The organism is Halomicrobium urmianum (assembly GCF_020217425.1).
Taxonomy (GTDB): Archaea; Halobacteriota; Halobacteria; order Halobacteriales; family Haloarculaceae; genus Halomicrobium; species Halomicrobium urmianum.
In genome coordinates this window covers 137,672-160,178 of record NZ_CP084092.1, presented here as the reverse complement: position 1 = coordinate 160,178, position 22,507 = coordinate 137,672, and the positions used below count along the sequence as shown (strand labels likewise).

Genomic DNA, 22,507 nt, shown 5'->3' with positions numbered 1-22,507 from the left:
ATTTCCTATCCAACAGGAATGGCAGACGACAGGAGCGGTCGAGACAAGAAGGGACTCGACGCCGATCGACGACAGCGAGAGCGCGAGATCCGCACTGAACTGGAGCGGTGGGACGAGACGGAACCGCCGATAGCGGAGCCCGAGATCGAGGACCTCGATGCGGAACTCGAATCCGTCGAGTTCCCGGCGACGGGGGCGGAGGTCGTCGCGGCGGTCGGCGACCGCGAGATAGCGGGGCCCGACGGTTCGCACGCGGTTTCGGAACTGGTCGCGAACACGGACAGCCAGACGTTCGACGCCCCCCGGCGCGTCCGGGTGCGGGTACGCCGGCCGAGGATCGCCGGGGCCATGAGGCAGGTGCTGGAAGCGAGCGAGGGGCTCAACAATACGGAGATCGGCGAGTCGCAGCGCGAGGCCTACGAGAAGACCTTCCGGGCACTCAAAGCGATCGAGGAGGACGACGAGGACGAGGGGATCCGGGTCGCCGCCGACTGGATCGTCGAACAGATCCGCGACGAGGAGAAACTCCCGTCGTCCCGGGCAGTGCGCCGACGCGCGGCGAAGTTCTGCCGCGCCAACGGCTACGAGGTTCGGAGCGACGAGTGGCTCGGGATCTAGACCGACCGGCAGCGTGCCGACTGGCTGGCGCGCCGACTGCACCCGGGGCGGGGACCCGAGGGGGCCTCAGTCGATGTCGATCTGACGGCCGCCCGCCTCCGTCGGTTCGGCCTTCGGGAGGCGAACCGTCAGGACGCCGTTCCTGAGGGTCGCTTCGGTTTCGTCTTCCGCGACCGGCTCCGGCAACTGAACGCGGTCCCGCAGCGAGCGGTGCTGGCGTTCGCTGCGGAGGTACGTTTCCTCTCGTTCCTCGGTCGCTCGCTCGTGCGTCGCAGCGATCTGAAGCGTGTCGTCCGTGAGCCGGAGGTCGATCTCGTCCTCCTCGAAGCCGGGGACGTCGACTGTCACGACGAACTCGTCGCCGCGGTCCGCGAGGTCGACGCCCATCTTCCCGAGTCCCATCTCGCCGAACCCGGCGCCTCCTCCCCACGTTTCGGCGGCGTCCCCGAACTGGCGGCTCATCTGCTCGAACATCTGCTCTATCGTTTCGAATGGGTCGTTGCGTCCGGACATGGATTCACCAGGGCGAGTCGCCCACTCGACCCGTCTGTGCGGGACGGCAATAGCGGTACTTGCGTCTTGAATCGAGTTTGATGCGATTCGTCGTGACGTACCTATAGAAATTGAAACTGTTTACACATCGAGGAGCACCTCGGGTGCCCCTCGAGTGCGTCGGTGCGTTCAATTTCCACGATAGCGACCGGCGAACTGACCGCTGCGAGCGGACGCGACGGCCACGGCGGTCTCGAGGCAGCGAGCCGCCGGCACCGACCGGCGTTCGATCGGCGCGGTCCGGCTCGCTCGGCGCAGGACGCGACAGCTTCGCAGTCACTTCTTGTCACTCCAGGTACTACTCCCGTCATGGTCGAACCCCGCTTCGGGTACCTGTCACCGGCGACGCTCGGGCTGTTCACCGATCGGTACGAGCTGACGATGATGCGGGGCTATCGAGAGGCGAATCACGCGCCGGAGGCGACGTTCTCGCTGTTCTTCAGGAAGCTGCCGCCGAACCGGGGGTACGTCATCGCCGCCGGCCTGGAGCAGGCCGTCGCCTACCTCGGGGACGTCACGTTCGACGAACGGGCGTTGGCCCACCTCCGCGAGCGGGGCTTCCCCGAGCCGTTCCTCGAGTACCTCGCGGACTTCGAGTTCACCGGGGACGTCCGCGCCGTGCCCGAGGGGACCGCCGTCTTCCCGAACGAGCCGCTCGTCGAGGTGACCGCACCGATCGATCAGGCGCAGCTGTTCGAGACGCTGCTGATCAACCAGATCGGCTTCCAGAGCCTCGTCGCGACGAAGGCCGCCCGGATGCGGGACGTCGTCCGCCGAGCGGGCGACGACCAAGCGCTCGTCGACTTCGGCACACGACGCGCCCACGGGACCGACGCCGGGATCAAAGCGGCCCGCGCTGCGTACGTCGGCGGCGCGGACGGCACCTCGAACGAAGTCGCCGGCGAGCTGTTCGGCCTGCCGGTGGTCGGGACGATGGCCCACTCGTGGGTCCAGAGCTTCCCGAGCGAGCGGGCGGCCTTCGAGGCGTTCGTCGACGTGTACGGCGAGGACGCCGTGCTCCTGATCGACACCTACGACACGGTCGCCGGCGCGCAGACGGCCGTCGACGTGGCCCGGGAGGCGGGCGTCGACGTCCGCGGCGTCCGTCTCGACTCTGGGGACCTCGTGGCGCTGTCGCGGGCGGTCCGCGAGAGACTCCCCGAGGGGATGGAGATCGTCGTCTCCTCGGGCGTCGACGAGTACTTCCTGCGGGACTTCTTCGCCGACGGCGGCGTCGCGGACGGGTTCGGTCCGGGTACGGCACTGACGACGAGCAGGGACGCTCCGACGCTGAACCCCGTGTACAAACTCGTGGCCGTCGAGTCGGACGGCGAGATGGGGCCCACGACGAAGCTCTCGGCGGGCAAGGCGACGTATCCCGGCGCGAAGAGCGTCCGCCGGTTCGTGGCCGACGGGACCGTCCAGCGTGACGTCCTGGCCCGCGCCGACGAGGACGTCGGTGGCCGGGAATTGCTGGTCGACGTCGCCCGGGACGGCGACGTCGTCTACGAGTGTCCGACGCTGGACGAGAGCAGGGAGCGAACGCTCGAGACGCTCGAGAAGCTACCGGCGCCGGTCCGGGCCATCGAGGACCCCGCCGAGTATCCCGTCGAGGTCAGCGACGGACTCGCCGAGACGACCGAGCGGTTGCAGTCAGAGCTGCGCGAAAGAGCCGGTGGAACAGACTACAGCAGAAATTGAACGCACTGACGCACTCGAAGGGCACCCGGAGTGCCCTTCGATGTGTGAATAGTTTCGATGTCTACTATAACTGACCGCCGCCGGAAACTCAGGGCGAGCGTTTGCACAGCGGTCTGTTACCGCTGTGACGGCGCGTATCAACCGCGTGAACGCCGTGGTATTGCGCCTGCTCAGCGTATAAAAAGTTCCGCGGGGTCTTGCGGCCTGGGAAACAGTGGGGTTGATTTACCCAGGGAGTGAATAGGCTCAGGTAGAGATGAGCGCCAGTGAGGACTACGTCTTCGTGTGCCCCGAGTGCGAGGAATCGATGGAGGTCAATGCCTCGATGCGGGACGCGCTCATGGAGAACGGTTGCGTCATCTGCGGGTCGCCCGTGTCGGCTGCTGCGTTTACGGGCGGTCGAGGCGAATGCCCCGGGGCCTGACCCCGAGGCGATTCACGAGGACGGAGCGATCGATCGACCAGCGATGGGGCCACTGTGCCCGTAGAAGACTTCGGCGAGGGGCTACCACTGGCCGGTCGTCCACGTCGATTCGGACGCGCCGTCGGGCGAAATAGCAAGCAATAAAGTTTTGCCGAACACAGTCGTGATGCTTACGATGGGTCTGGAGCAAGAGACGGAGATGTCGAGCGAGGAGACGAACGCACTCCTCGGTCGCCACGAGACCGGTGTGCTGGCGCTCGCGCGCGACGACGACCCGTACGCGATTCCGATCTCCTACGGCTACGACGCCGACGAGCGACGCTTCTACATGCGGCTCGTGGCCACGCCGGACAGCGAGAAGAGCATGTTCCTCTCTGGATCGCCGGACGTGCGGCTCGTCGTCTACGAGGAGGAGGGACGCACGTACCGGAGCGCCGTCGTCACCGGGGTCCTCGAGTCGGTCGCCCGCGACGAGATAACGCCCGAGCACGTCGCACAGTACGGCGAGGCGAAGCGCCCGCTGTTCGAGATCTGGGGAGCGTCCAGGAGCGACCTCGACATCCAGCTCCACGTGCTCCGGCCGACGACGATCAGCGGCCGGCGCATCGTGCTGGAGCCCGACGACTGACTCAGCATCGCGCGAGCCCTCCCCGTGGCGAGGACCGGGCGAATCGCGCTCCAGAACATCCGCAGACTAAAGTGCCGACGCGGCCACCATCCCACGAATGACCGCCGGGATCCGCGTCACCGTCACCTTCCCGACGCCGCCCGACTGTCCCGTCGCGGAACTGTCGGCGGACGCCGGCACCGTCATCAGCGACGTCTCGACGAGCGTCGCGCGCGCGGGCTCGACGGACGCCCGCTCCGAGTTTCTCGTGGACGCCGAGGCGGTTCCGGACGACTACGAGCACGACCCCGTCTTCGCGTACGCCGACCGTCACCTCTATCGCGTCACGCACGACGCGGACTGCCCCTGCGCCCGCCTCGGCGAGTACGAGACGCCCGTTCACCGCTACTTCGTCACCGACGGCGCGCTCGAGCTCGTCTTTCACGCGGCCGACTTCGAGCGCCTCCAGACCATCGTCGGCGAGCTCAGGGAGCGCTACCCGGATGTCGACATCCAGCGGCTCGTCCGCACGTCCACGGAGGGCTCCGCTCGCGATCCCGTGTTCGTCGACCGCGGGAAGCTCACCGACCGTCAGCTGGAGGTCCTCCGGACGGCCTACGAGATGGGGTACTTCGAGCGCCCCCGGGGAGCCAACGCCACCGAGGTCGCTGACGAACTCGACGTCACGCCCTCGACCGTCACGGAACACCTCCTCGCGGCGCAGTCGAAGCTCTTCCGGGACGTCCTCGAACGGGAGCCCTGACCCGCGTCCGCCGGGGAGCGCGGTCGCCGACCGCCCGGGGTACTTAAACCCACCACGATAGACGGGCTGCAGACCCCTCCCGTCGGACCGCATCCGTAGAGACATGAGCCAATCGCAGCTACGTGGGGTCGAGGCCGTTCGCGGACGCGACGACGAACAGCGGTCCGTGACCGACGAAGACGAGATCGGGAGCGTCCTCGAAGCGCTCGAAGACGCCGACTGCCGGACCATCCTCGCGGGGACCAGCGACGCCGCGCTGTCCGTCACCGAGATCACCGAGCGGTTCGGAATCGCGAAGTCGACCGCCTACCGCAAGGTCGAGGACCTCGCCGACAACGGACTCCTCGAGAAGCGGGTGCGGCTCGACTCCGCCGGCCACCACGTCAGCACGTACGCCTGCAGCGTCGAGGGCGTGACGCTGTCCATCGACGACGAGACCGGCGTCGAGCTCAGCGTGAGCGGCGCCGCGGCAGGCACCGGAGAGCCGAGCGCCGGTCGCCTGTTCCATAGTAGAAATTGAACGCAACGACACACATCGAGGGGCACCCCGGGTACCCCTCGATGTGTGAATAGTTTCAATGTCTACTATAGCCGCGCGATTCCGATCGCCTGCAGCCGCCGGCTGCCCGTCGGGACCGAGAACAGCGACGCGTTCATCCGATTGGGACCCATTCGTACCGACACAATGATGCTCCCGACGCACGCCCTGGTCGGGATGGCCCTCGCCCTCCCGTACGCGCTCGCGGTGCCGGAGCTGGGCCCCGTGGCCCTCGTGGCGGGCTTCCTCGGCGGCGTGCTGCCCGACGTCGACCTGTACGCCGACCACCGCAGAGCCCTTCACTATCCGGTGTACCACTCGGTACTCGCCGCCGCGCTCGTTCCGGCAGCGGTGCTGGTCCCGTCGCCCGCGGTGGCAGCGGCGGCGTTCCTCGCGCTGGGAGCGGCCGCCCACGGCGTCGCTGACGTCTTCGGCGGGGGACTGGAGCTCCGACCCTGGGAGGGGACTTCAGACCGCGCGGTCTACGACCACTACCGAGACCAGTGGATCGCTCCCCGCCGGTGGGTCCGGTACGACGGGGCCCCCGAGGACCTGCTGCTCGCCGCCGGAGTGGCCGCGCCGTCGCTGGTCGTCCTCGACGGGGGATACGACCTGCTCGTGTTCGCCGCGCTGTTCGTCGCGGGCGTTTACACTGTAGTCCGTCGGATACTGCCCGCGCTCGCGACGCTCGCCGTCGAGCGCGTCCTCGTCCCCTACGTTCCGAGCGCCATCGTCGCCTCCCTGCCCGACCGCTACTTCGAGGAGACGGGGTGAGCACTCCGCTGGCCGGCACGCCGACGGGCTTGCACATACGAGAAACCGAACGCACTGACACGCTCGAGGGACGCCCGGGTGCGCCTCGAGTGTGAATAGCCTCACTTTCTACAGGTGGAGCAGGGCGAGTGCCTCGGGGTCGTCCGAGACGGGGGAGCCGTCTCGTGATGACGAGAGACCGTAGGTCTCTCGAACCACTCGTCCCGAGGTACTTCACGATAGCTCGATCACCTCCGTTCGCGGCGTCGATTACCGCAAAGGATTACGTTCGTCGGCCCGATGGTGACCGGACGAAGCGGAGATGACTGTAGCGACGACGCTCGGCGTAGTGCTCTTCCTCGCGGGCATGGTCGCCGTCCTCCTGGTGGCAGTTCGGCGCCGGAACGTCCCCGCCATCGTCAACGCGCTCGCGTCGCTCGGCGTCACGCTCCTCCCGCTGGCAGTCGACTCGCTCGGCCGGACCGCCTTCGCGTGGGACGTCACTGTCGGCCCGATACTGCCGCTCTGGGTCGGCGCCGCCGGATTCCTGCACTCGCTCGGGATGCTCGGGCCGTACGATACGATCCAGTGGTGGGACTCGGTGACGCACACGCTCTCGGCGGCGCTCGTCGCGGCGCTCGTCTACGCCGGGCTGATCGTGGTCGCGGGGTCGAGTGACGGGGTCCCGTCCTCCGTCGCCGTCGCGACGGTAGCGTTCACGTTCCTCGGCGGCGTGTTCTGGGAGCTGATCGAGCTGCTCGCACGGGAGATCGGCGACCGGTACGACGTCGAGCCCGTGCTGGTCCACTACAGCTGGCGAGACACGGTGACCGACCTCGTGTTCGACGTCGTCGGTGCGCTCGCCGTCGTGCTCGGCGACGTCCGCGCCTTCGTTCGGCTGGGTGAACAGGCCCCGCAGGCGACGGAGACGCTGGTGGTCGCCAGCGGTGCAGTAGTCGCGGGTGGATCGGCGCTACTCGCGGTGGCCGTGCTGGTCAACCGCGGAACCGGAGCCCGGCCGGCCGAGGACGGCCGGTGACGGGCCCGGCTTACCCCGCGGCTATTTGACGGTCGGCCGGGAAGTACCGGTATGTACGATCGGCTCCTGTTCCCGACCGACGGGAGCGACGTCGCGTCCGACGCCCTCGAATACGCCCTCGACGTCGCCGCCACGCACGACGCGACCCTCCACGTGCTCAACGTCGCCGACACGACCGTCGATAGCGTCACGAACGTCCGCGGCGAGGTCGTCGACGCCCTCGAGGAGGAGGGCGAACGCATCGTCGCGGCGGTCGCGGAGCGGGCGAGCGACAGGAACGTGTCCGTCGTGGCCGAAGTCCTGCAGGGTCGTCCCCACGAGACAATCGTCGACTACGCCCGGACGAGCGGCGTCGACCTCGTCGTCATGCCGACGCACGGACGCAGCGGGATCAAGCGGTACCTCCTCGGCAGCGTCACCGAGCGCGTCGTCAACACGTCCAACGTCCCCGTCCTGACGGTCACTCCCGACGATGACGCCCGGCTGACGTATCCGCCGCGGGACGTCCTGGTCCCGACCGACGGAAGCCCGGGAGCAGACCGGGCCGTCGCCGAGGCGATCGCCCTCGCGAAGGAGACCAGCGCGACGCTGCACCTGCTCCACGTGATGGAGACGGCGAGCCTGGGGCCCGACGTCCGGTCGGCCGTGAAAGGCGGCGAACTGGAGGAGCGGGGGAACGAGATCCTCCACGCGGCGGCGGATCGGGCCCGCGACGCGTCGGTCGACGACGTCGCCACGGCGCTCGCGTCCGGACGGGCCTACCGGGAGATCCTCTCGTACGTCAGGGAGAACGACGTCGACGTCGTCGCGCTAGGCACCCACGGTGAGACGGAGTTCAGCCGGTACGTGCTGGGCGGCGTCAGCGCGAAGCTGATCCGGACCTCGCCCGTGCCGGTCCTGCTGGCTCGCCAGCTGGAATCGGACGGGACGAACGAGACGCCATAGAACTTTCAGCCGGGACGGAGAAGGTCAGCCCAGAGATGTACGACGCGATCCTCGCACCGACTGACGGCAGCGAACACGCCCTCCGGGCGGCCGAACACGCGGCGGCGCTGGCCCACGCGTTCGACGCCGAACTGCACGTCGTCACCGTCGTCGACCTCGACGCGGCGGCCGGGCCGTTCAGTGCCGGCGGACTGAACGAGCAGGAGATCCAGCGACTGAAGGACAGACGGGCCGAGGCGATACAGGCCGTGGAATCGACGATCGACGCGACGGACGACCTGCACACGGAGGTCGTCACCGGCCGCCCCGGACGGGCCATCCTCGAGTACGCGGGCGAGCACGGCGTCGACCTGATCGCGATGGGCACGCGCGGTCAGTCGGGGGTGCGCCGCGCCGTCGCCGGCAGCGTCGCCGAGCACGTCGTCCGGCGGTCGAAGGTGCCGGTGATCACCGTCAGGGCGACCGACCGGAGCCGCGTCGGGGACGGCTACGACGACGTCCTCGTCCCGACGGACGGGAGCGACCACGCCGCGACAGCCGCGGCCCACGGCGTCGCTATCGCCGAGGCCTTCGGCGCCCGAGTCCACGCCGTCCACGTCGTCGACGTCGGCGCGGCGGCGAGGACGCCGAGCGTCTCACCGCCGACGTCGCTGCTCGACCAGCTGCGGTCCGTCGGCGAGGCGGCCACCGAGGACGTCGCCGAGCGTGCGCGGGAGGCGGGACTCGACGCGCAGACGCAGGTGCAGGAGGGGCTGCCGTCCCGCGGCCTCCTGGCGTACGCCGACGAGCACGACGTCGACCTGATCGCGATGGGATCGGCCGGTCGCACCGGCCTCGATCGGTACCTCGTCGGCAGCACGACCGAGCGAGTGATCAGGCGCGCCGAGACGCCGGTCCTCTCCGTGACGGCCGGCGAGGACTGAATCGGTCGGCCGCTTCCGTCCCGGGCGAGACAGCGGTACTGATCGTTCGCGCCGGGCAGCCCCGCGATCCGCCCCAGACTATAGGTGACTCGGCCGACACGTCCAGACGATGCTTCCCGTTCGACGCCTCGTACTCGACGTGCTGAAGCCGCACGAGCCGCCGCTCCCCGAGTTCACGACCCAGATCTCCGACGCGGAGAGCGTCGCCGGCGTCTCCGCATCGCTCATCGAGCACGACACGGAAGTCCAGAACGTGGAGCTGACGCTCACCGGGGAGTCGCTGACCTACGAGTCGATCGAGGAGCAAGTCGAGGAACTCGGCGCGACGGTCCACTCGGTCGACCTGGTGGCCTGCGGAGAGGCCGCCGCCGACTCCCGCCCGCCGCGGGATAGCTGACACCCGTGTCCTCGAGACTACGGTCCCTTCGCGCGCTCCTGGGCAGGGACGACGTGCTCTCCATCGCGCGGCGCTACTTCGTGTCCAACGGGTTCGACGGGACGCTGACGTGCATCGGCGTCGTCGTCGGCGCGGTCCTCTCGGGCGTCCCCGACGGGGTCACCGTCATCAAGATCGGTGCCGGGGCCGCCGTGGGGCTCGGTACGTCGGCGCTCTGGAGCGTGTGGGAGATCGAGCGGGCGGAGACGAAGGCCGAGATCCTCCGCATCGAGCGGGCGATGCTGACGGACCTCGACGACACGCGCGTCCAGCGGCAGCAGCGGGGCGCCCGGGTGTTCCACGCACTCGCGAGTGGGCTCGGGCCGCTCATCGGGATCCTGATTCCGCTGACGCCGTTCACTGTCGAGGGGACGCTGTTGACCATGGTGGAAGCCGCCGTCATCGCGGTCGGACTCGGAATCGGCGTCCTCTGTGCGTTCGGCGCGTACATGGGGTCGATCTCCGGCCAGCGGTGGTACGTCGCCGCCGCCAGGATGGGGCTTGCCGGCCTCGTCGTCGCAGCCATCAACGTCTTCCTCCCGGGTTGAACGCCCACGAGCATCGGCGAGTAGCCGTCGAACCCGCCGCGGGTAACACCCTTACCACTGGGCGAAGACTGTCAGACCGTGTCAGGGAGTCCACACAGCCGATCGGCAGACGACGTCGTCGCCGGTCTCGACACGGATCCCGACGGCCTGTCCGACGACGAGGCCCGGCGACGCCTCGACGAGCACGGCGAGAACGACGTCGTCAGCGGCGGCGAGCGCTCGGCCGTCGACATCTTCGTCGCGCAGTTCGACAGCGCTCTCATCTGGGTGCTGATCGCCGCCGCGGCGCTATCGGTGTGGGCGGGCCACGTCGTCGACGCGGTGTTGATCGCCGTCATCGTCGTCGCCAACGGAATCTTCGGCTTCGTTCAAGACTACCGCGCGGAGGAGAGCCTCGCGTCACTGCGGGAACTGGCAGCGCCGACGGCCGTCGTGCGGCGCGACGGGGACGCGGTCGAGGTGGACGCGACGGCGCTCGTACCGGGCGACGTGGTCGAACTGGAGAGCGGCGACGTGGTCCCCGCCGACGCGCGACTGCTGTCGGAGAGCGCCCTCGAGGTGGACGAGGCGGCCCTGACGGGTGAGAGCGTCCCCGTCTCCAAGTCGCCCGAACCGGTCGACGAAGCAGCGCCGCTCGCCGAGCGTGAGTCGGCCGTGTACAAGGGGACGAACGTGACCCGCGGATCGGGCGTCGCCGTCGTCACGGCCACGGGAATGGACACCGAGGTCGGCGACATCGCGCGTGAACTCGCCGGGACCGAGGAGACGGACACGCCGCTGCAGGCCGAACTCGACGACCTCGGGCGGACGCTGGGGATCGGCGTCCTCGTCCTCGCCGCGCTCGTCGTCCCGTTCCTGCTGCTCCGGGGCACGGATCCGATCCAGGCGGGCCTGACGGCCGTGTCGCTGGCCGTCGCCGCCGTCCCCGAGGGACTCCCGGCCGTGGTGACGCTGACGCTGGCGCTCGGGGTCCGCAGGATGGCCGACGAGGACGCGCTCGTGCGGCGACTGCCCGCCGTCGAGGCGCTCGGGTCCGTCGACGTCGTCTGCACCGACAAGACCGGGACGCTCACCGAGGGCCGGATGCGCGTCGAGCGGCTGTGGGTCAACGACGCCGTCGTCGCCCCGGGCGACGAGGGGCGCGACCAGTCCGCCGTGGGATCGGACGACCGCGCCGAGTTACTGCTGCGGGCGGGCGCCCTCTGTAACGACGCGACGGCCGAGGAGGGCGACCCGACCGAGCGAGCGATCGTGGAGGCCGCAGCGGACTACGGTCTCGACGTCGCGGCACTCAGGGACGAGTACCCACGGACGGACGAGATCCCGTTCTCGTCGGAACGCAAGTGGATGGGAACCGTTCACGGCGACGTGGTCTACGTGAAGGGAGCGCCGGAGGTCGTCCTCGAGATGTCCGATCGCGTCCTGACCGAGTCGGGGCCGACAGAGCTCACGGGGGAACGGGCCGAACGGATCCGCGACCGGACGGAGGCGTTCGCCGACGACGCGCTGCGGGTGCTCGCGGTGGCCTACACGGAGGAGACGGACGCGGTCGACGAGGACCTGGTGTTCGTCGGCCTGGTCGGGATGATCGATCCGGCGCGCGAGGAGGTCGCGGACGCCATCGCGACGACGACGGGCGCGGGCGTCGCCGTGAAGATGATCACCGGCGACAACGCCCGCACGGCCGCCGCCATCGCGGCGTCGCTCGGCATGGACTCGTCGGTCGTCGAGGGGAGCGAGATCGAACGCCTCGACGACGACGAACTCCGCGAGCGCGTCGAGTCGGTCGACGTCTTCGCGCGCGCCGCCCCCCAGCACAAGGTGCGCATCCTCCGCGCGCTCCAGGCGAACGGCCACGTCGTCGCGATGACCGGCGACGGCGTCAACGACGCGCCGGCGCTGAAGAACGCCGACGTGGGCGTCGCGATGGGGATCCGCGGCACGGACGTCGCCAAGCAGGCCAGCGACGTCGTCCTGCTGGACGACAACTACGCGACCATCGAGCGAGCGATCGAGCGCGGACGGGCCATCTTCGACAACGTCTGGAAGTTCGTGGCGTACCTCCTCAGCGCGAATATCGCCGAGGTGGCGATCGTCTTCCTCGCCTCGCTGCTGGGCTACCTCGTGCTGCCGGCGGTCCAGCTGCTGTGGATCAACCTGCTGACGGACGGCCTGCCGGCGCTGGCGCTGGGCGCCGATCCACAGGGTGGCGACGTGATGGAGCGACCGCCACGGGATCCCGACCGCGGCATCGTCGACCGGGAGATGCTCGGCCTGATGGGCGGGACCGGCACAGTGACCACCGCGGCGATGCTCGGCCTGCTGTTCTACGCGCTCGACGGCGCGCCGTCGGTCACGCCGTACGCGATGACGATGGTGTTCACCGGGTTCGTCCTCCTGGAGTTCGGGAAGCTGTACGTCATCCGCTGGCTGCGGGAGACGCCGACGTACTCGAACCGGTGGCTGGCGCTCGCCGTCGGCGGGTCGCTGGCGTTGCAACTCGCCGTCCTGTACACGCCGCTCAACCGGTACTTCGGCACCGTGGCGCTCGGGGTCGCTGACTGGGGAATACTCGCGGCCGTTCTCGCCGTCGTCCTGCCGCTGTACCTCCTAGTCGCCGCCGGCGTCAGGCGGCTTCGACCCGGGTACTGATGCCGCCACGCCGGCGGGACTTCAGTCCGTCAGTCTGTCCACGGTCGTGTTGATCTCGCGGATCTTGGCCGATTGCTCCTCGTTGGCCGCGGCGACCTCGGAGATCTCGCCGGCGACCCGTTCGGCCTGCTCGACGAGTTCGTCGGCCATGCTCGCGACTTCCTCCGTGGAGGCGGCCTGATCGTCCGTCGCGTCGGAGACCTCGCGAATACCCTGTGACGCCTCCGCGACGGCGTCGGCGATCTCCTGAAGGGTTTCCATCGCCGACTCGACCTCCTCCATGCCCCGGTCGACCTCCTCGGTCGTCTCCTCGAGGCTCTTCACGGCGTTCTCCGTTTCCCGTTTGATATCGTCGACCATCGACTCGATCTCGCTCGCGTGCTCCTGGGACTCCTCCGCGAGTCCCTTGACCTCGTCGGCGACGACGGCGAAGCCCTCACCGGCTTCCCCCGCGCGGGCGGCCTCGATCGATGCGTTCAGCGCGAGCATGTTCGTCTGGTCGGCGATGTCGTTGATCACCTCGACGATCTCGTCGATCTCCGCGACGCGCTCGTGCAATCGATCGACGTCGGTCGCCACGTCGCGGGAGGACTCGGTCACGCTGTCCATCACGTCGATCGCCTCGGTCGCGGCGTCGCGTCCCTCCGCGGCCAGTTCCTCGGCGCGTTCGCTCGTCGCGCTCACTTCCTCGGCGGTGGAGGCGATCTCCTCGATCGTCGCGCTCATGTTCGCGACTTCGTCGCCGACGTCTTTCATCGAATCCGCCTGCGTGCGAGCGATGTCGCTGATCTCGTCCGTGCTGTCGGCCACCGCTTCCGCCGACTCGTGGAGTTCCTCGATCGGGCGAGAGAGATCCCGTTCCACCTCCTGCATGAGCCGATCGCGTTCCGCGATCGACTCCTCGAGCTCCTGATTGTAGGAGTGGATGTACGTGTCTGCGACGACCTGCATGTCGAGATTGACGATCCGAAGGACCGCGAGGACCTCTTCGAGCCCGCGATCGAGTTCCTCGCTTACGACGTCTGTGACTGGACTGGCGTCCTCGGCTTCCGTCACCGCCGTTCCGCCGTCGCCGGCGACGGTCCGCTCCTCCAGCCGATCGACTAGCCGCTGTTCGAGGCGCTCGAACAGGAGCGGGAGGACGAGGTCGTAGTAGACGCCGTACTGCCCGATGTAGTGTTTCATCGGCATGTCGAGCAGGTCGTGGATCTTGCCGATGCGAGCGCGGTCCCGGAAGTACTCCACGCCGTAGTCGCCGCTCGCGAGCGTCACGAGATACGCAGATTGCGTCCGTTTCAGCTGGTCGATCGATTTCTCCGAGCCCTTGATGACCTCGACCGTCTGCTCGTGTCCGGTGAGATTCTCGTAGAACCCCTGTGCGATATCGTCCGTGTGATCGCGAAACGTCGCTTCCAGGTTCGACAGGTGGCGTTCGTCAGTCTCGTCGAACCCGACGAAGTCCTTCCGCCACTCGATCTCGTCGCCGGTCAGTCCGCACTCCTCGACGAGCGAATCGACGTCGAGCTGCGAGTTCAACCCACCGCGTCCGAACTCATTCGCCCAGTCTTTCATACCGCCAGTCGAACTGGCCCGGTCGTAAAAATATCGACCCAGTTATCGATATCGATAGGGACAGAGTTAGTGAAATAATATGTGCCAGAGAGACTCACTCGAGGTCATCGCGGTGTACCTACCGGGAAGAGAGACCGATCCGTCGGGAATTCCGCCCCGTTAGCCGGTTTGATGCTCGACAGTCGTGACCACCGCCCGCCAGTACGGGAGGTTGCCGTCGGGCAGGTTCCACTCGACGGACGCCTCGGTCGGGATCAACCGCCCGTCGATCCGCTGATAGTCACCGAAGCGGCCCGTCCAGGGGGCGTAGTCGTCGTCTTCCTGCCGGTACCGCTCGGCGGCGGTCACTCGCTCCACGAGGCCGTCGTCGTCGAAGTGGAAGACGAGCGAGGCGGTGGTCCCTCGGTCCCGGAGCGTCGCCCGGGCCGACCGGTCGTCGACGGCCGCCCACTCGACGCCCGCGCCGGGCAGCAGCGCCGTCGGAAACCAGACGGCCTCTGCGAGGTACCGCTGGAGTTCCGCCTCGTTCATCTCCGGCCCGGGGTCGGCGTCGGCGACGGGAATCGTCGAGAGGAGACACGCACGTAGCGATCCATGACCACGCTCGTAGGCGTCGACGACGCGGACGGGAACCAGCGGAGCGACGTCGATCGTCGCGTCCCAGACGAATCCCGGCGGATCGACGCCGTAGTGCTGGGTCGCACGCATCGGCTTCCACGAGCCCGATCGGCCGCCGAGCCTGAACTCGCCGCGCTGCTCCAGTCGCACCGAGGCGACGGACGTCCGTCCCGCCTCGAGCACCGTCTCGAAGTAGCGCCGGACCGGGTCGGGGAGGTGGGCGACGGCGTCGGGTTCGAAGGTCCGGTCCGAGTGTGGCTCGGTGGCGGCGGCCGAGGTCACCACGGCAACTCGACGCGCCGTCGAACGGTCGAGGCGGACCTTCCCGACTGCGACGGCGCTGGCGAGCAGACCGAGTCCGACCAGTGAGCGGCGAACGGGGCTGGATCCCATACTGATCGTCTCTCCTGCACCGACGTGAAGGCTCGCCGCCGCCCGGCGGAGCACACGGCTACTGCGCCAGGTACCCGCCGTCGACGGGATACGCGGATCCCGTGACGAACGACGCCTCGTCGGAGCAGAGCCAGACGATGGCGTTCGCGACCTCCTCTGGCGTGCCCATCCGTCCGAGGGGCTGCATCCCGACGAACTGCTCGATCGCCTCGGGATCGGCGTCGCCAGCCCGATCGACCATGGGCGTGTCGATGACGCCGGGACAGACCGCGTTGACCCGAACGTCATCGGCCGCGTACTGCGTCGCGGCGACGCGCGTCAGCCCGACGAGCCCGTGTTTGCTAGCGACGTACGGGACGCCGCCGGCGGAGACGAGGCCCGCGATCGAGGAGACGTTTACGACGGCGCCGCCGCCGTCGACAAGTTCGGGGAGTTCGTGTTTCAGACACAGCCAGACGCCCTTTAGATTGATGTCGACGACCCTGTCCCAGGCGTCCTCTGACACCTCCGCGAGGGGATCAGTCTCGCCCTCGATGCCGGCGTTGTTGACGGCGACGTCGAGACCGCCGTAGGCGTCGACGGCCTCGGCGACCATCGCCTCGACGTCATCCGCGTCACTCACGTCCGTCTCGACGAAGGCGGCCGTGCCGCCGTCCGCCTCGATTCGGTCGACGGTCTCGCGGCCGCCGTCGGCGTCGACGTCGCTGACGACGACGTTCGCACCCTCCGCTGCGAACCGCTCCGCGGTCGCTCGTCCGATACCCGACGCCGCGCCGGTGACGATAGCCGTCCGGGACTGGAAGTCGGTCTCCATACTGGGAAGTATTGCTGAAGCATAATATATCTCGCGAGGATTCCCGTCGTGGAGGACGTCCTCGTCAGTACCTGCCGTCTCGGTCGGACGTACGATGCACAATTTGCCGTTCAGTGGAGAGGGTTCGTACAACAGCAGACGCGTATCTGCGGGCGTGTGACTCGAACCGAGGCTTCAAGGGTGTCAGAACCGGCGACAACGGCTAATAGCACGATCAACCAACTAGAAATCGATTCGAGCCAAGCCACCTGTTCGGGGTCTTTATTGTCAGGCCGGGGACGGTTCGGTTCCGGATCAGGAGGCCCAACGATGGCAACTACCCAACACAGAGAGAACGTAAAGCAAGGCGTCGACCTCGACGAGTTCCACGAGTTCGTCGAGTACGCGACCGAGAACCCCGAGGACGTGCAGTTCGAACTCGGAGCCCGCGCTCCCTACGAGGGGCGGCTCTTCCACAGTCTGGCGAAGATAGACGCGTACTCGCTCGGCGGCGACGAGATCGAACGCGAGACCCGCGAGTACACGCTCCCGATGGGCGCGTGGAAGGAGGTGGAGGAGGCGACCGGCTTCGTCGATCCGACCGACCGGATGGAACCGATCGAGGTCGCCCTCGCGGCCCTGGCCGCGTGCGTGAACGTGGCCGTCGGCGTCACGGCGCTCGCCAACGAGATCGAACTGGACGACCTCGAGACGACCGTCCGACTCGACTTCGATCCGCGCGTGGTCTTCACGATCCACGACGTCGACCGATCGGACGAGACCTTCGACGACGTCCGCGTCGAGATCGAGGTCGCCGGCGACGGGCTCACGGACGAGGACGCCCAGATTCTCGCCGACGGGGCGCAGCGCTCGCCCGTGTGGAACCTGATGCGGCTTCCCCACGACATGGAGCCGGTCGTCAGTGTCGCGTAGGCGTCCGCGACTACTACGGTTCGGAGTGCCGTGCGGACGGCGCTCTACGGCTTTTCTCCGGTCGTTTCGGCCCGAACAGCCCACGAATAGTACTGAAACTGGCCGTCGTTTCCGGGAGCGTCCGTGCCTGCCGGTCACCGCGTGACTTCGCGGCGTCTTCGAACACCGATCGACTGCAGTGGCTCCGGCAGCGGGAGCGGGCCTCCCGGAAAACGACCCTGGACACCCGCGGTCTCCTCGAAGCGATCATCAGCTGCCACGTGTCGGCGGATTCAGCGAATTCCCCGAACGGGTGGCTGTACAGTACATATTCCCGTTAGGAATAGTATTCCCAACGAGAAAGAGGAGACCACGACGCGCACGAACGCAGTCGTCGCGACGCTCGATCAGGCACCGCCGTCGAGGTGGTCTCGAACCCGACGGGCGGAGTCTTCCAGTAGCGGGACGTCGTCGGTGAACACCTCGATGGCGACGGTCCCGTCGAAGCCCGACAGATGCTCGGCGACGACCCCGTAGTCGACCTCGCCCGCGCCGAGCGGGAGGTGCGTGTCGCCGCGGCCCCGGACGTCGTGGACGTGGAGGTGCGAGACGCGGTCGGCGTGGCCGCCCAGGAACCGGTCGATCGCGTCGTTCCCGTCCTCCATGTACGCGTGGCCCACGTCGAAACAGACGGCTGTCCCAGTCTCCTCGGCGATGTCCCCGAGGACGGAGAGGGGGAGCCCGCGGGCCTGATGGCCGACGTTCTCGACGACGACCTCGACGCCGGCGTCGTCGCCCGCGGCCGCGATCGCCGAGAGCTGGTCGGCGAAGGTCGGGCGCTGATCGGTATCGTGCGGGTTTCGCATCGTCGCGTGGAGCACCGCCTTCCGCGCGCCGACCGAGCCCGCCCAGTCGAGCAGTTCTGTCTGGTAGTCGACGATCGCGTCGTTGAGCTGTGTCACCGGCGTCGAGACGACCTGGTCGAACGGGAGGTGGACGCACAGATCCGCGTCGCTGGCGTCGAGCGCGTCGCGCAGTTCGTCGTCCGCGTCGCCGGGCCCGTACGCCGATTCCCCGATCGAGAGTTCGGCGAACGCGAACTCCGCAGCGGTGGCCGCCAGCCGCTCGGTCGAGTCGCCCACCGTGAGACCGATCTGCATGGTAGGGGTACGACGCGTCTGGTCCTTATAGGTGATAGCCCCTTCCGGACCCCGGTGACCGAGAACAGTCGGTTCCTTCTTGCCGGCGCTGGGCGTAGGGAGAGACGAACCGTGGAGAACAATCCAGACGGACGCCGACTGCGGGATTACGCGGTGATCCTCCCGTGACGACGGCCGAACCAGTTCAGCGCTCGACGTGTACGCTGTCCATCGAGCGGCGCGGCGGCCGGGGAGAGTCCGGCGCGGTGTCGCTCGAGCGGCGCCTGGCGGACGTGGCCGGGGTGCACGACGTCGACGTCTCGTTCCAGACCGGGAGCGTGCGGATCTCCTACGACGAGAGCGTGGTCTCGGAGGACGAACTCAGGCGTGCGGTCCGCGACGGTGGCGCTACGCTCGAGGAGGAGGACCCGGACGAGGCGCGAACCCACTCGGAGCTACGCGTCGAGGCGGCGTTCGTCGGACTCACGCTGCTCGGGATGGTCGGCGGGCTGGTGGCCGGCTGGCTGGACGCTCCCGCGTCGGTCAGGTGGGTCGCTTACGGCGGCGCGTACGTCTTCGGCGGGTGGTACGGGCTGCAGGGCGCCGTCGAGACGCTCCGGCACCGCGCGGTGGACATCGACCTGCTGATGATCGTCGCGGCGGTCGGGGCGCTCCTGATCGGGGCGCCGTTCGAGGGAGCGATGCTCCTCTTTCTGTTCTCGCTGTCGAACACGCTCCAGCACTACGCCATCGGGCGGTCGCGGCGCGCGATCCGCTCACTCATAGAGATGCGCCCGGAGTCGGCGCGGGTGCTGCGCGACGGCGAGGAGGTCGCCGTTCCCATCGACCAGGTCGAGGTCGGCGACGTGTTCGTCGTCCGTCCGGGCGACCGCATCCCGCTCGACGGGGCCGTCGTCGACGGCGAGAGCACGGTCGACCAGGCCTCGCTCACCGGCGAGTCCGTACCCGTGGCGAAGGCGCCCGGGGACGAGGTCTTCGGCGGGACGATCAACGAGAGCGGGAGCCTCGAGATCGAGGTGACCCGCGAGGCACACGAGTCGGCCATCACCAGGCTCATCCACATGGTCGAGGAGGCCCAGAGCGAGAAGGCGCCCACGCAGCGGCTCATCGACCGGCTCGAACAGCCGTACGTACTGGGCGTGTTCGCGCTCACGGCGGCGGCCGTCGCCGTCCCGATGCTGCTGGGCGCCGAGTTCTCGCCCACGTTCTACCGGGCCATGACGCTCATGGTCGCGGCGTCGCCGTGCGCGGTCATCATCTCGACGCCGGCGGCGGTGCTCTCGGCCATCGCGTCTGGCGGGCGACAGGGTGTCCTGTTCAAGGGCGGGGAGCACGTCGAGACGGCGGCGGAGATCGACGCCGTCGCGTTCGACAAGACGGGGACGCTCACCGAGGGAGACACGCAACTGACCGACGTGATCGTCCGCGACGAGGCCGGCGCAGCGAGCGACTCCCTCACCGAGGACCGGCTCCTCCGTCTCGCGGCCGCCGTCCAGGCCCGATCTGAGCACCACCTGGCCGAGGCGACCGTCGAGGCCGCCGACGAACGGGCGCTCGACGTCCCGGAGGCCGACGGGTTCCAGGCGGCCGCCGGCAAGGGCGTCCGCGCGACCGTCGGCGGCGAGGCGATCCACATCGGGAACCGCAGTTACGTCGAAACGTTCCTCGGGGACGCGGCCGTCGACGGGCTGGACGACGGACTGGACAGGCTGGTCGATCTGGAAGCGGACGGAAAGACGGCCGTGCTCGTCGTCCGCGAGTCAGACGACGGGACGGTCGTCCTCGGCTGGCTCGCCTTCACCGACACGGTGCGACCCGGCGCGGCGGAGATGGTCGCCGAGCTCCGCGAGATCGGCGTCGAGCACGTCGTCATGCTCACGGGCGACAACGAGCGCGTCGCGCGCCGGATCGCCGACGAGGTCGGTATCGACGAGGTGCAGGCGGAACTGCTGCCCGAGGAGAAGGTCGACGCGGTCGAGGCGCTGGTCGACCGCTACGAGAACGTGGCCATGGTCGGCGACGGCGTCAACGACGCGCCGGCGCTCGCGACCGCGACGCTCGGCGTCGCGATGGGGGGCGCCGGCACCGACGTCGCGCTGGAGACGGCGGACGTCGTGCTGATGGGCGACGACATCAGCAAGATCCCGTACGTGCTCGGGCTGGGTCGCAGGACGCGCCGGACGCTCTCGGTCAACCTCGCCATCGCCTTCGGCGCGATCGTGCTCATGGTGGGCACGATCCTCCTGCGGGGGATCCCGCTGCCGCTCGCTGTCGTCGGGCACGAGGGGTCGACCGTGCTCGTCTCGCTGAACGGGCTCCGGCTGCTCGGCTACCGGGACTGAGCGAGGCCGGGGAAACCGGGAACAGTGAGCGACGCCTACCGTCGGTAGCGAGGCACCATGAACAGACACGAACTCGTCGACGTGGGGACCGTCCGACTCAGCAGGCTGCTCGTCCGGGAGGGGAAGCTCTTCGGCCGGTCCGTCGACGCGCCGCCGCTCGTCGACGCCGCGACCGACGCCGAGGCCACCGTGGACGACGTCGCCGTCGCCGGTCGGCACGAGGTCGCAGTCGACACCCCTGTCGGGTCGTTCGAGGCCGCGTACATGCCCTGGCAGTGGCTGGGCCCCGACTACCCGACCGTCGTCTACCACCACGGCAGCGGCGAGCGACCGTTCGACTTCGGGCGGTTCGGTTCGAACTCGTTCCGGGGCCTGTTCGTCGCGACCGACGACGACCTCCCGGTCAACGTCGTGGCCGTGCGGGCGCCGTTCCACGGCGGGTCCGCCGCCGAGTACGTCCGAGCGATGGGTGACCTCTCGAGCTTTGTCGGGATGGTCGCCGCGTCGACGGCCCTCTTCGAGGCGATTACGCAGCGGGCGCAGGAGCGGACGGACCGACCCGTCGTCCTCGCGGGGACGAGCCTCGGGGGGTTCGCCGCCAACCTCCACCGCGCCTGCTTCGACACCGCAGACCGCTACGTGCCGCTGCTCGCCGGCGCCGCGTTCGGTGACCTGTTCGTCCACTCCGCGTATCGCCATCTGGTCGCCGACGCGGCGCTCGGGCAGCCGTCCGCCCTCCGCGAACGCCTCGACTTCGGGACGGCGTTCCGCGACGTGGCGGCCGACGACTGCTCGCCGCTACTCGCGCGGCACGACCGTATCGTGGAGTACGACCGACAGCGACCGAGCTACGCGGGGATGACGCTGACCGTGATCGACAAGGGCCACGTCACGGGCGCGCTCGCCAGCGACGCGCTCCGGACCCACGTTCTGAATGCGCTACCGTCGTGAGTCCGGAGATCCCGTCTCGAAGAGGGCGGATCACCGCACGTCACAGAGAGGGCCGATCCGTCCCGTCAGCCGGCGAGGCGGGCGATCGCCAGGGCTTCCCGGTAGTTCGCGGCGGCGAGCAGGAGGTACCCGCCGACCAGCAGCGCCCACTCGCGCCGCGTCGGCGACCACTCCCGCGGGGAGCGGACCCGGTCGAACGGCTCCCGCCAGCGGGGGCCCGACTCCTGGTGCCAGATCATGACCCCACGAGTCGCGACCACGATGGCGACCATCGCCGTGATCTCCATGGGCCCGCTCCGCTCGGCGAGGACGGACAGCGACGGTGCGATCCGCCCATCGCCGCCGACGGCGAGCGAGCCCGTTCCCCAGACAGCGCCGTACTGCGGCGCCTGAACGACTTCGACGACGTAGCCGAGCGGCGTGTTCACCGACCGGAAGGCGTTCGCCCCGACGGCGACCAGCGAGACGCCCACGTTCCAGGCGAACAGCGTCAGGAACTCGCGCGTGACGGACCCGGCGTAGTCGGCCCTCGCCACCGGGTTCCCGCTGCGGAGGATCCCCCGTGGCAGCAGGACGTAGCTCAGGATCCAGGCGGCGGTGAACACCGTCGCGACGACGAGCCACAGCGACACGAACCGGACGAGGACGTCGTCGTGGTTGACGTAGCGCCCGAGCAGGCCGGCCGTCCGCGAGACGGGGCCGTCGGAATCAGCGCTCGACTGCTGTGGCACGACCGGGATTTCGACGGCTCCCGACTTCAGTACGCCGGCGATCGCTGACCGCCGCGGGCCGGACCGGGCGGGGAATCGGCCGTCGTCGCGACCCCGCTACTTGATGATGGTCACGGGGACGGACGCCTTGTCGACGACGCTCTTGGCGACGCTGCCGACGACCCGTTCCTGCTCGTCCGAGAGCCCGCGGTGACCGACGAAGATGCCGTCGACGCCGGCGTCCTCGGCGTACCGCGAGATGGCGTCGGCGGGCCGGCCGGTCAGCAGTTCGGTCGCGACGTCGATCTCGGTCCCGACGTCCGCCGCGGTCTCGGCGGCCACTTCCCGCGCCCGTTCGAGCGTCTGCTCCCCGTGGTCGACGGCCTCGGCCTCCCCCGGTAGCACGAGGGTCCCCTCGACCAGTTTCGCGTCGGGCGTCAGGACGTGGACGACGTCGAGGGCGGCGTCCCACGTACTCGCCTCCCTGGCGGCGTGTTCGACCGCGGTGTTGCTAACGTCGGACCCGTCAGTTGCGACCAGATACTGCATGTGAGATA

At 68.9% G+C, this 22,507-nt stretch carries 23 protein-coding genes; 16 read left to right on the top strand and 7 right to left on the bottom strand.

Annotation, left to right across the window (positions count from 1 at the left end):
* Nucleotides 1-18 precede the first annotated feature (18 nt).
* A complete protein-coding gene (locus LCY71_RS19635) occupies nt 19-618 on the top strand; it encodes a DUF5789 family protein (protein ID WP_225336584.1) in 600 nt (199 codons plus the stop codon).
* 66 nt (nt 619-684) lie between these two features.
* On the opposite strand, the gene LCY71_RS19630 is transcribed toward LCY71_RS19635, so the two are convergent.
* Nucleotides 685-1,131, bottom strand: a complete 447-nt coding sequence (locus tag LCY71_RS19630; RefSeq protein WP_225336583.1) for an Hsp20/alpha crystallin family protein — start codon at nt 1,129-1,131, stop codon at nt 685-687.
* A 348-nt stretch (nt 1,132-1,479) separates the two neighbouring features.
* Between LCY71_RS19630 and LCY71_RS19625 the strand changes: the two genes are divergently transcribed.
* The 12 genes from LCY71_RS19625 to LCY71_RS19575 all read left to right on the top strand — a co-directional run bounded on the left by LCY71_RS19625 (nt 1,480) and on the right by LCY71_RS19575 (nt 12,499).
* Complete coding sequence (locus LCY71_RS19625) at nt 1,480-2,871, top strand: nicotinate phosphoribosyltransferase (RefSeq protein ID WP_225336582.1); 1,392 nt, start codon at nt 1,480-1,482, stop codon at nt 2,869-2,871.
* A gap of 256 nt (nt 2,872-3,127) precedes the next feature.
* The gene (locus LCY71_RS21855; protein ID WP_444542731.1) at nt 3,128-3,295 is read left to right on the top strand and encodes a DUF7560 family zinc ribbon protein; all 168 of its coding nucleotides are present in this window, start codon (nt 3,128-3,130) and stop codon (nt 3,293-3,295) included.
* Between the two features lie 175 nt (nt 3,296-3,470).
* Complete coding sequence (locus LCY71_RS19620) at nt 3,471-3,923, top strand: pyridoxamine 5'-phosphate oxidase family protein (protein WP_225336581.1); 453 nt, start codon at nt 3,471-3,473, stop codon at nt 3,921-3,923.
* A 97-nt stretch (nt 3,924-4,020) separates the two neighbouring features.
* Nucleotides 4,021-4,665, top strand: a complete 645-nt coding sequence (locus tag LCY71_RS19615) for a helix-turn-helix domain-containing protein (RefSeq protein ID WP_225336580.1) — start codon at nt 4,021-4,023, stop codon at nt 4,663-4,665.
* Nucleotides 4,666-4,768: 103 nt separating this feature from the next.
* Nucleotides 4,769-5,185, top strand: coding sequence for a winged helix-turn-helix domain-containing protein (locus tag LCY71_RS19610; protein ID WP_225336579.1), 417 nt, complete (start codon nt 4,769-4,771; stop codon nt 5,183-5,185).
* 165 nt (nt 5,186-5,350) lie between these two features.
* Nucleotides 5,351-5,977, top strand: a complete 627-nt coding sequence (locus LCY71_RS19605; protein WP_225336578.1) for a metal-dependent hydrolase — start codon at nt 5,351-5,353, stop codon at nt 5,975-5,977.
* A 301-nt stretch (nt 5,978-6,278) separates the two neighbouring features.
* The gene (locus tag LCY71_RS19600) at nt 6,279-6,995 is read left to right on the top strand and encodes a DUF2238 domain-containing protein (protein WP_225336577.1); all 717 of its coding nucleotides are present in this window, start codon (nt 6,279-6,281) and stop codon (nt 6,993-6,995) included.
* A gap of 51 nt (nt 6,996-7,046) precedes the next feature.
* On the top strand, nt 7,047-7,940 hold the full coding sequence (locus LCY71_RS19595) for a universal stress protein (protein WP_225336576.1): 894 nt from the start codon (nt 7,047-7,049) through the stop codon (nt 7,938-7,940).
* A gap of 35 nt (nt 7,941-7,975) precedes the next feature.
* On the top strand, nt 7,976-8,863 hold the full coding sequence (locus LCY71_RS19590) for a universal stress protein (protein WP_225336575.1): 888 nt from the start codon (nt 7,976-7,978) through the stop codon (nt 8,861-8,863).
* Between the two features lie 109 nt (nt 8,864-8,972).
* Nucleotides 8,973-9,260 carry a DUF211 domain-containing protein gene (locus tag LCY71_RS19585; RefSeq protein WP_225336574.1) on the top strand — a complete coding sequence of 96 codons (288 nt, stop codon included), beginning with the start codon at nt 8,973-8,975 and terminating at the stop codon, nt 9,258-9,260.
* A gap of 5 nt (nt 9,261-9,265) precedes the next feature.
* A complete protein-coding gene (locus LCY71_RS19580; RefSeq protein ID WP_225336573.1) occupies nt 9,266-9,847 on the top strand; it encodes a VIT1/CCC1 transporter family protein in 582 nt (193 codons plus the stop codon).
* Nucleotides 9,848-9,925: 78 nt separating this feature from the next.
* A complete protein-coding gene (locus tag LCY71_RS19575) occupies nt 9,926-12,499 on the top strand; it encodes a cation-translocating P-type ATPase (protein WP_225336572.1) in 2,574 nt (857 codons plus the stop codon).
* Nucleotides 12,500-12,520: 21 nt separating this feature from the next.
* On the opposite strand, the gene LCY71_RS19570 is transcribed toward LCY71_RS19575, so the two are convergent.
* The 3 genes from LCY71_RS19570 to LCY71_RS19560 form a co-directional block, all read right to left on the bottom strand.
* Entirely contained in the window at nt 12,521-14,071 is a 1,551-nt protein-coding gene (locus LCY71_RS19570; RefSeq protein WP_225336571.1) for a globin-coupled sensor protein, read from the bottom strand.
* 159 nt (nt 14,072-14,230) lie between these two features.
* Entirely contained in the window at nt 14,231-15,082 is an 852-nt protein-coding gene (locus tag LCY71_RS19565) for a DUF6920 family protein (RefSeq protein ID WP_225336570.1), read from the bottom strand.
* A gap of 58 nt (nt 15,083-15,140) precedes the next feature.
* The gene (locus LCY71_RS19560) at nt 15,141-15,896 is read right to left on the bottom strand and encodes an SDR family oxidoreductase (RefSeq protein WP_225336569.1); all 756 of its coding nucleotides are present in this window, start codon (nt 15,894-15,896) and stop codon (nt 15,141-15,143) included.
* 309 nt (nt 15,897-16,205) lie between these two features.
* Here LCY71_RS19560 and LCY71_RS19555 point away from each other — a divergent pair, with 309 nt between their 5' ends.
* The gene (locus LCY71_RS19555) at nt 16,206-16,808 is read left to right on the top strand and encodes an OsmC family protein (RefSeq protein ID WP_225336568.1); all 603 of its coding nucleotides are present in this window, start codon (nt 16,206-16,208) and stop codon (nt 16,806-16,808) included.
* 386 nt (nt 16,809-17,194) lie between these two features.
* Here LCY71_RS19555 and LCY71_RS19550 read toward each other — a convergent pair whose 3' ends face one another.
* Nucleotides 17,195-17,947: a sugar phosphate isomerase/epimerase family protein gene (locus LCY71_RS19550; protein WP_225336567.1), complete on the bottom strand. Its 753-nt coding sequence runs from the start codon at nt 17,945-17,947 to the stop codon at nt 17,195-17,197.
* A 164-nt stretch (nt 17,948-18,111) separates the two neighbouring features.
* Here LCY71_RS19550 and LCY71_RS19545 point away from each other — a divergent pair, with 164 nt between their 5' ends.
* Both LCY71_RS19545 and LCY71_RS19540 read left to right on the top strand, forming a co-directional pair.
* Nucleotides 18,112-20,289 (top strand): heavy metal translocating P-type ATPase, encoded by a 2,178-nt coding sequence (locus LCY71_RS19545; protein ID WP_225336566.1) that lies wholly within the window; start codon nt 18,112-18,114, stop codon nt 20,287-20,289.
* A 57-nt stretch (nt 20,290-20,346) separates the two neighbouring features.
* Nucleotides 20,347-21,240, top strand: a complete 894-nt coding sequence (locus tag LCY71_RS19540) for an alpha/beta fold hydrolase (RefSeq protein ID WP_225336565.1) — start codon at nt 20,347-20,349, stop codon at nt 21,238-21,240.
* A 65-nt stretch (nt 21,241-21,305) separates the two neighbouring features.
* Here LCY71_RS19540 and LCY71_RS19535 read toward each other — a convergent pair whose 3' ends face one another.
* Together LCY71_RS19535 and LCY71_RS19530 are read right to left on the bottom strand one after the other, a co-directional pair.
* Nucleotides 21,306-21,971, bottom strand: a complete 666-nt coding sequence (locus LCY71_RS19535; RefSeq protein ID WP_225336564.1) for a hypothetical protein — start codon at nt 21,969-21,971, stop codon at nt 21,306-21,308.
* Between the two features lie 96 nt (nt 21,972-22,067).
* Complete coding sequence (locus tag LCY71_RS19530) at nt 22,068-22,499, bottom strand: universal stress protein (RefSeq protein ID WP_225336563.1); 432 nt, start codon at nt 22,497-22,499, stop codon at nt 22,068-22,070.
* Nucleotides 22,500-22,507 lie beyond the last annotated feature (8 nt).

Coding starts and splice junctions, on each gene's coding strand:
- LCY71_RS19635 (WP_225336584.1), top strand. CDS start 19: ATGGCAGACGACAGGAGCGGTCGAGACAAGAAGGGACTCGACGCCGAT.
- LCY71_RS19630 (WP_225336583.1), bottom strand. CDS start 1,131: ATGTCCGGACGCAACGACCCATTCGAAACGATAGAGCAGATGTTCGAG.
- LCY71_RS19625 (WP_225336582.1), top strand. CDS start 1,480: ATGGTCGAACCCCGCTTCGGGTACCTGTCACCGGCGACGCTCGGGCTG.
- LCY71_RS21855 (WP_444542731.1), top strand. CDS start 3,128: ATGAGCGCCAGTGAGGACTACGTCTTCGTGTGCCCCGAGTGCGAGGAA.
- LCY71_RS19620 (WP_225336581.1), top strand. CDS start 3,471: ATGGGTCTGGAGCAAGAGACGGAGATGTCGAGCGAGGAGACGAACGCA.
- LCY71_RS19615 (WP_225336580.1), top strand. CDS start 4,021: ATGACCGCCGGGATCCGCGTCACCGTCACCTTCCCGACGCCGCCCGAC.
- LCY71_RS19610 (WP_225336579.1), top strand. CDS start 4,769: ATGAGCCAATCGCAGCTACGTGGGGTCGAGGCCGTTCGCGGACGCGAC.
- LCY71_RS19605 (WP_225336578.1), top strand. CDS start 5,351: ATGATGCTCCCGACGCACGCCCTGGTCGGGATGGCCCTCGCCCTCCCG.
- LCY71_RS19600 (WP_225336577.1), top strand. CDS start 6,279: ATGACTGTAGCGACGACGCTCGGCGTAGTGCTCTTCCTCGCGGGCATG.
- LCY71_RS19595 (WP_225336576.1), top strand. CDS start 7,047: ATGTACGATCGGCTCCTGTTCCCGACCGACGGGAGCGACGTCGCGTCC.
- LCY71_RS19590 (WP_225336575.1), top strand. CDS start 7,976: ATGTACGACGCGATCCTCGCACCGACTGACGGCAGCGAACACGCCCTC.
- LCY71_RS19585 (WP_225336574.1), top strand. CDS start 8,973: ATGCTTCCCGTTCGACGCCTCGTACTCGACGTGCTGAAGCCGCACGAG.
- LCY71_RS19570 (WP_225336571.1), bottom strand. CDS start 14,071: ATGAAAGACTGGGCGAATGAGTTCGGACGCGGTGGGTTGAACTCGCAG.
- LCY71_RS19565 (WP_225336570.1), bottom strand. CDS start 15,082: ATGGGATCCAGCCCCGTTCGCCGCTCACTGGTCGGACTCGGTCTGCTC.
- LCY71_RS19560 (WP_225336569.1), bottom strand. CDS start 15,896: ATGGAGACCGACTTCCAGTCCCGGACGGCTATCGTCACCGGCGCGGCG.
- LCY71_RS19555 (WP_225336568.1), top strand. CDS start 16,206: ATGGCAACTACCCAACACAGAGAGAACGTAAAGCAAGGCGTCGACCTC.
- LCY71_RS19550 (WP_225336567.1), bottom strand. CDS start 17,947: ATGCAGATCGGTCTCACGGTGGGCGACTCGACCGAGCGGCTGGCGGCC.
- LCY71_RS19540 (WP_225336565.1), top strand. CDS start 20,347: ATGAACAGACACGAACTCGTCGACGTGGGGACCGTCCGACTCAGCAGG.
- LCY71_RS19530 (WP_225336563.1), bottom strand. CDS start 22,499: ATGCAGTATCTGGTCGCAACTGACGGGTCCGACGTTAGCAACACCGCG.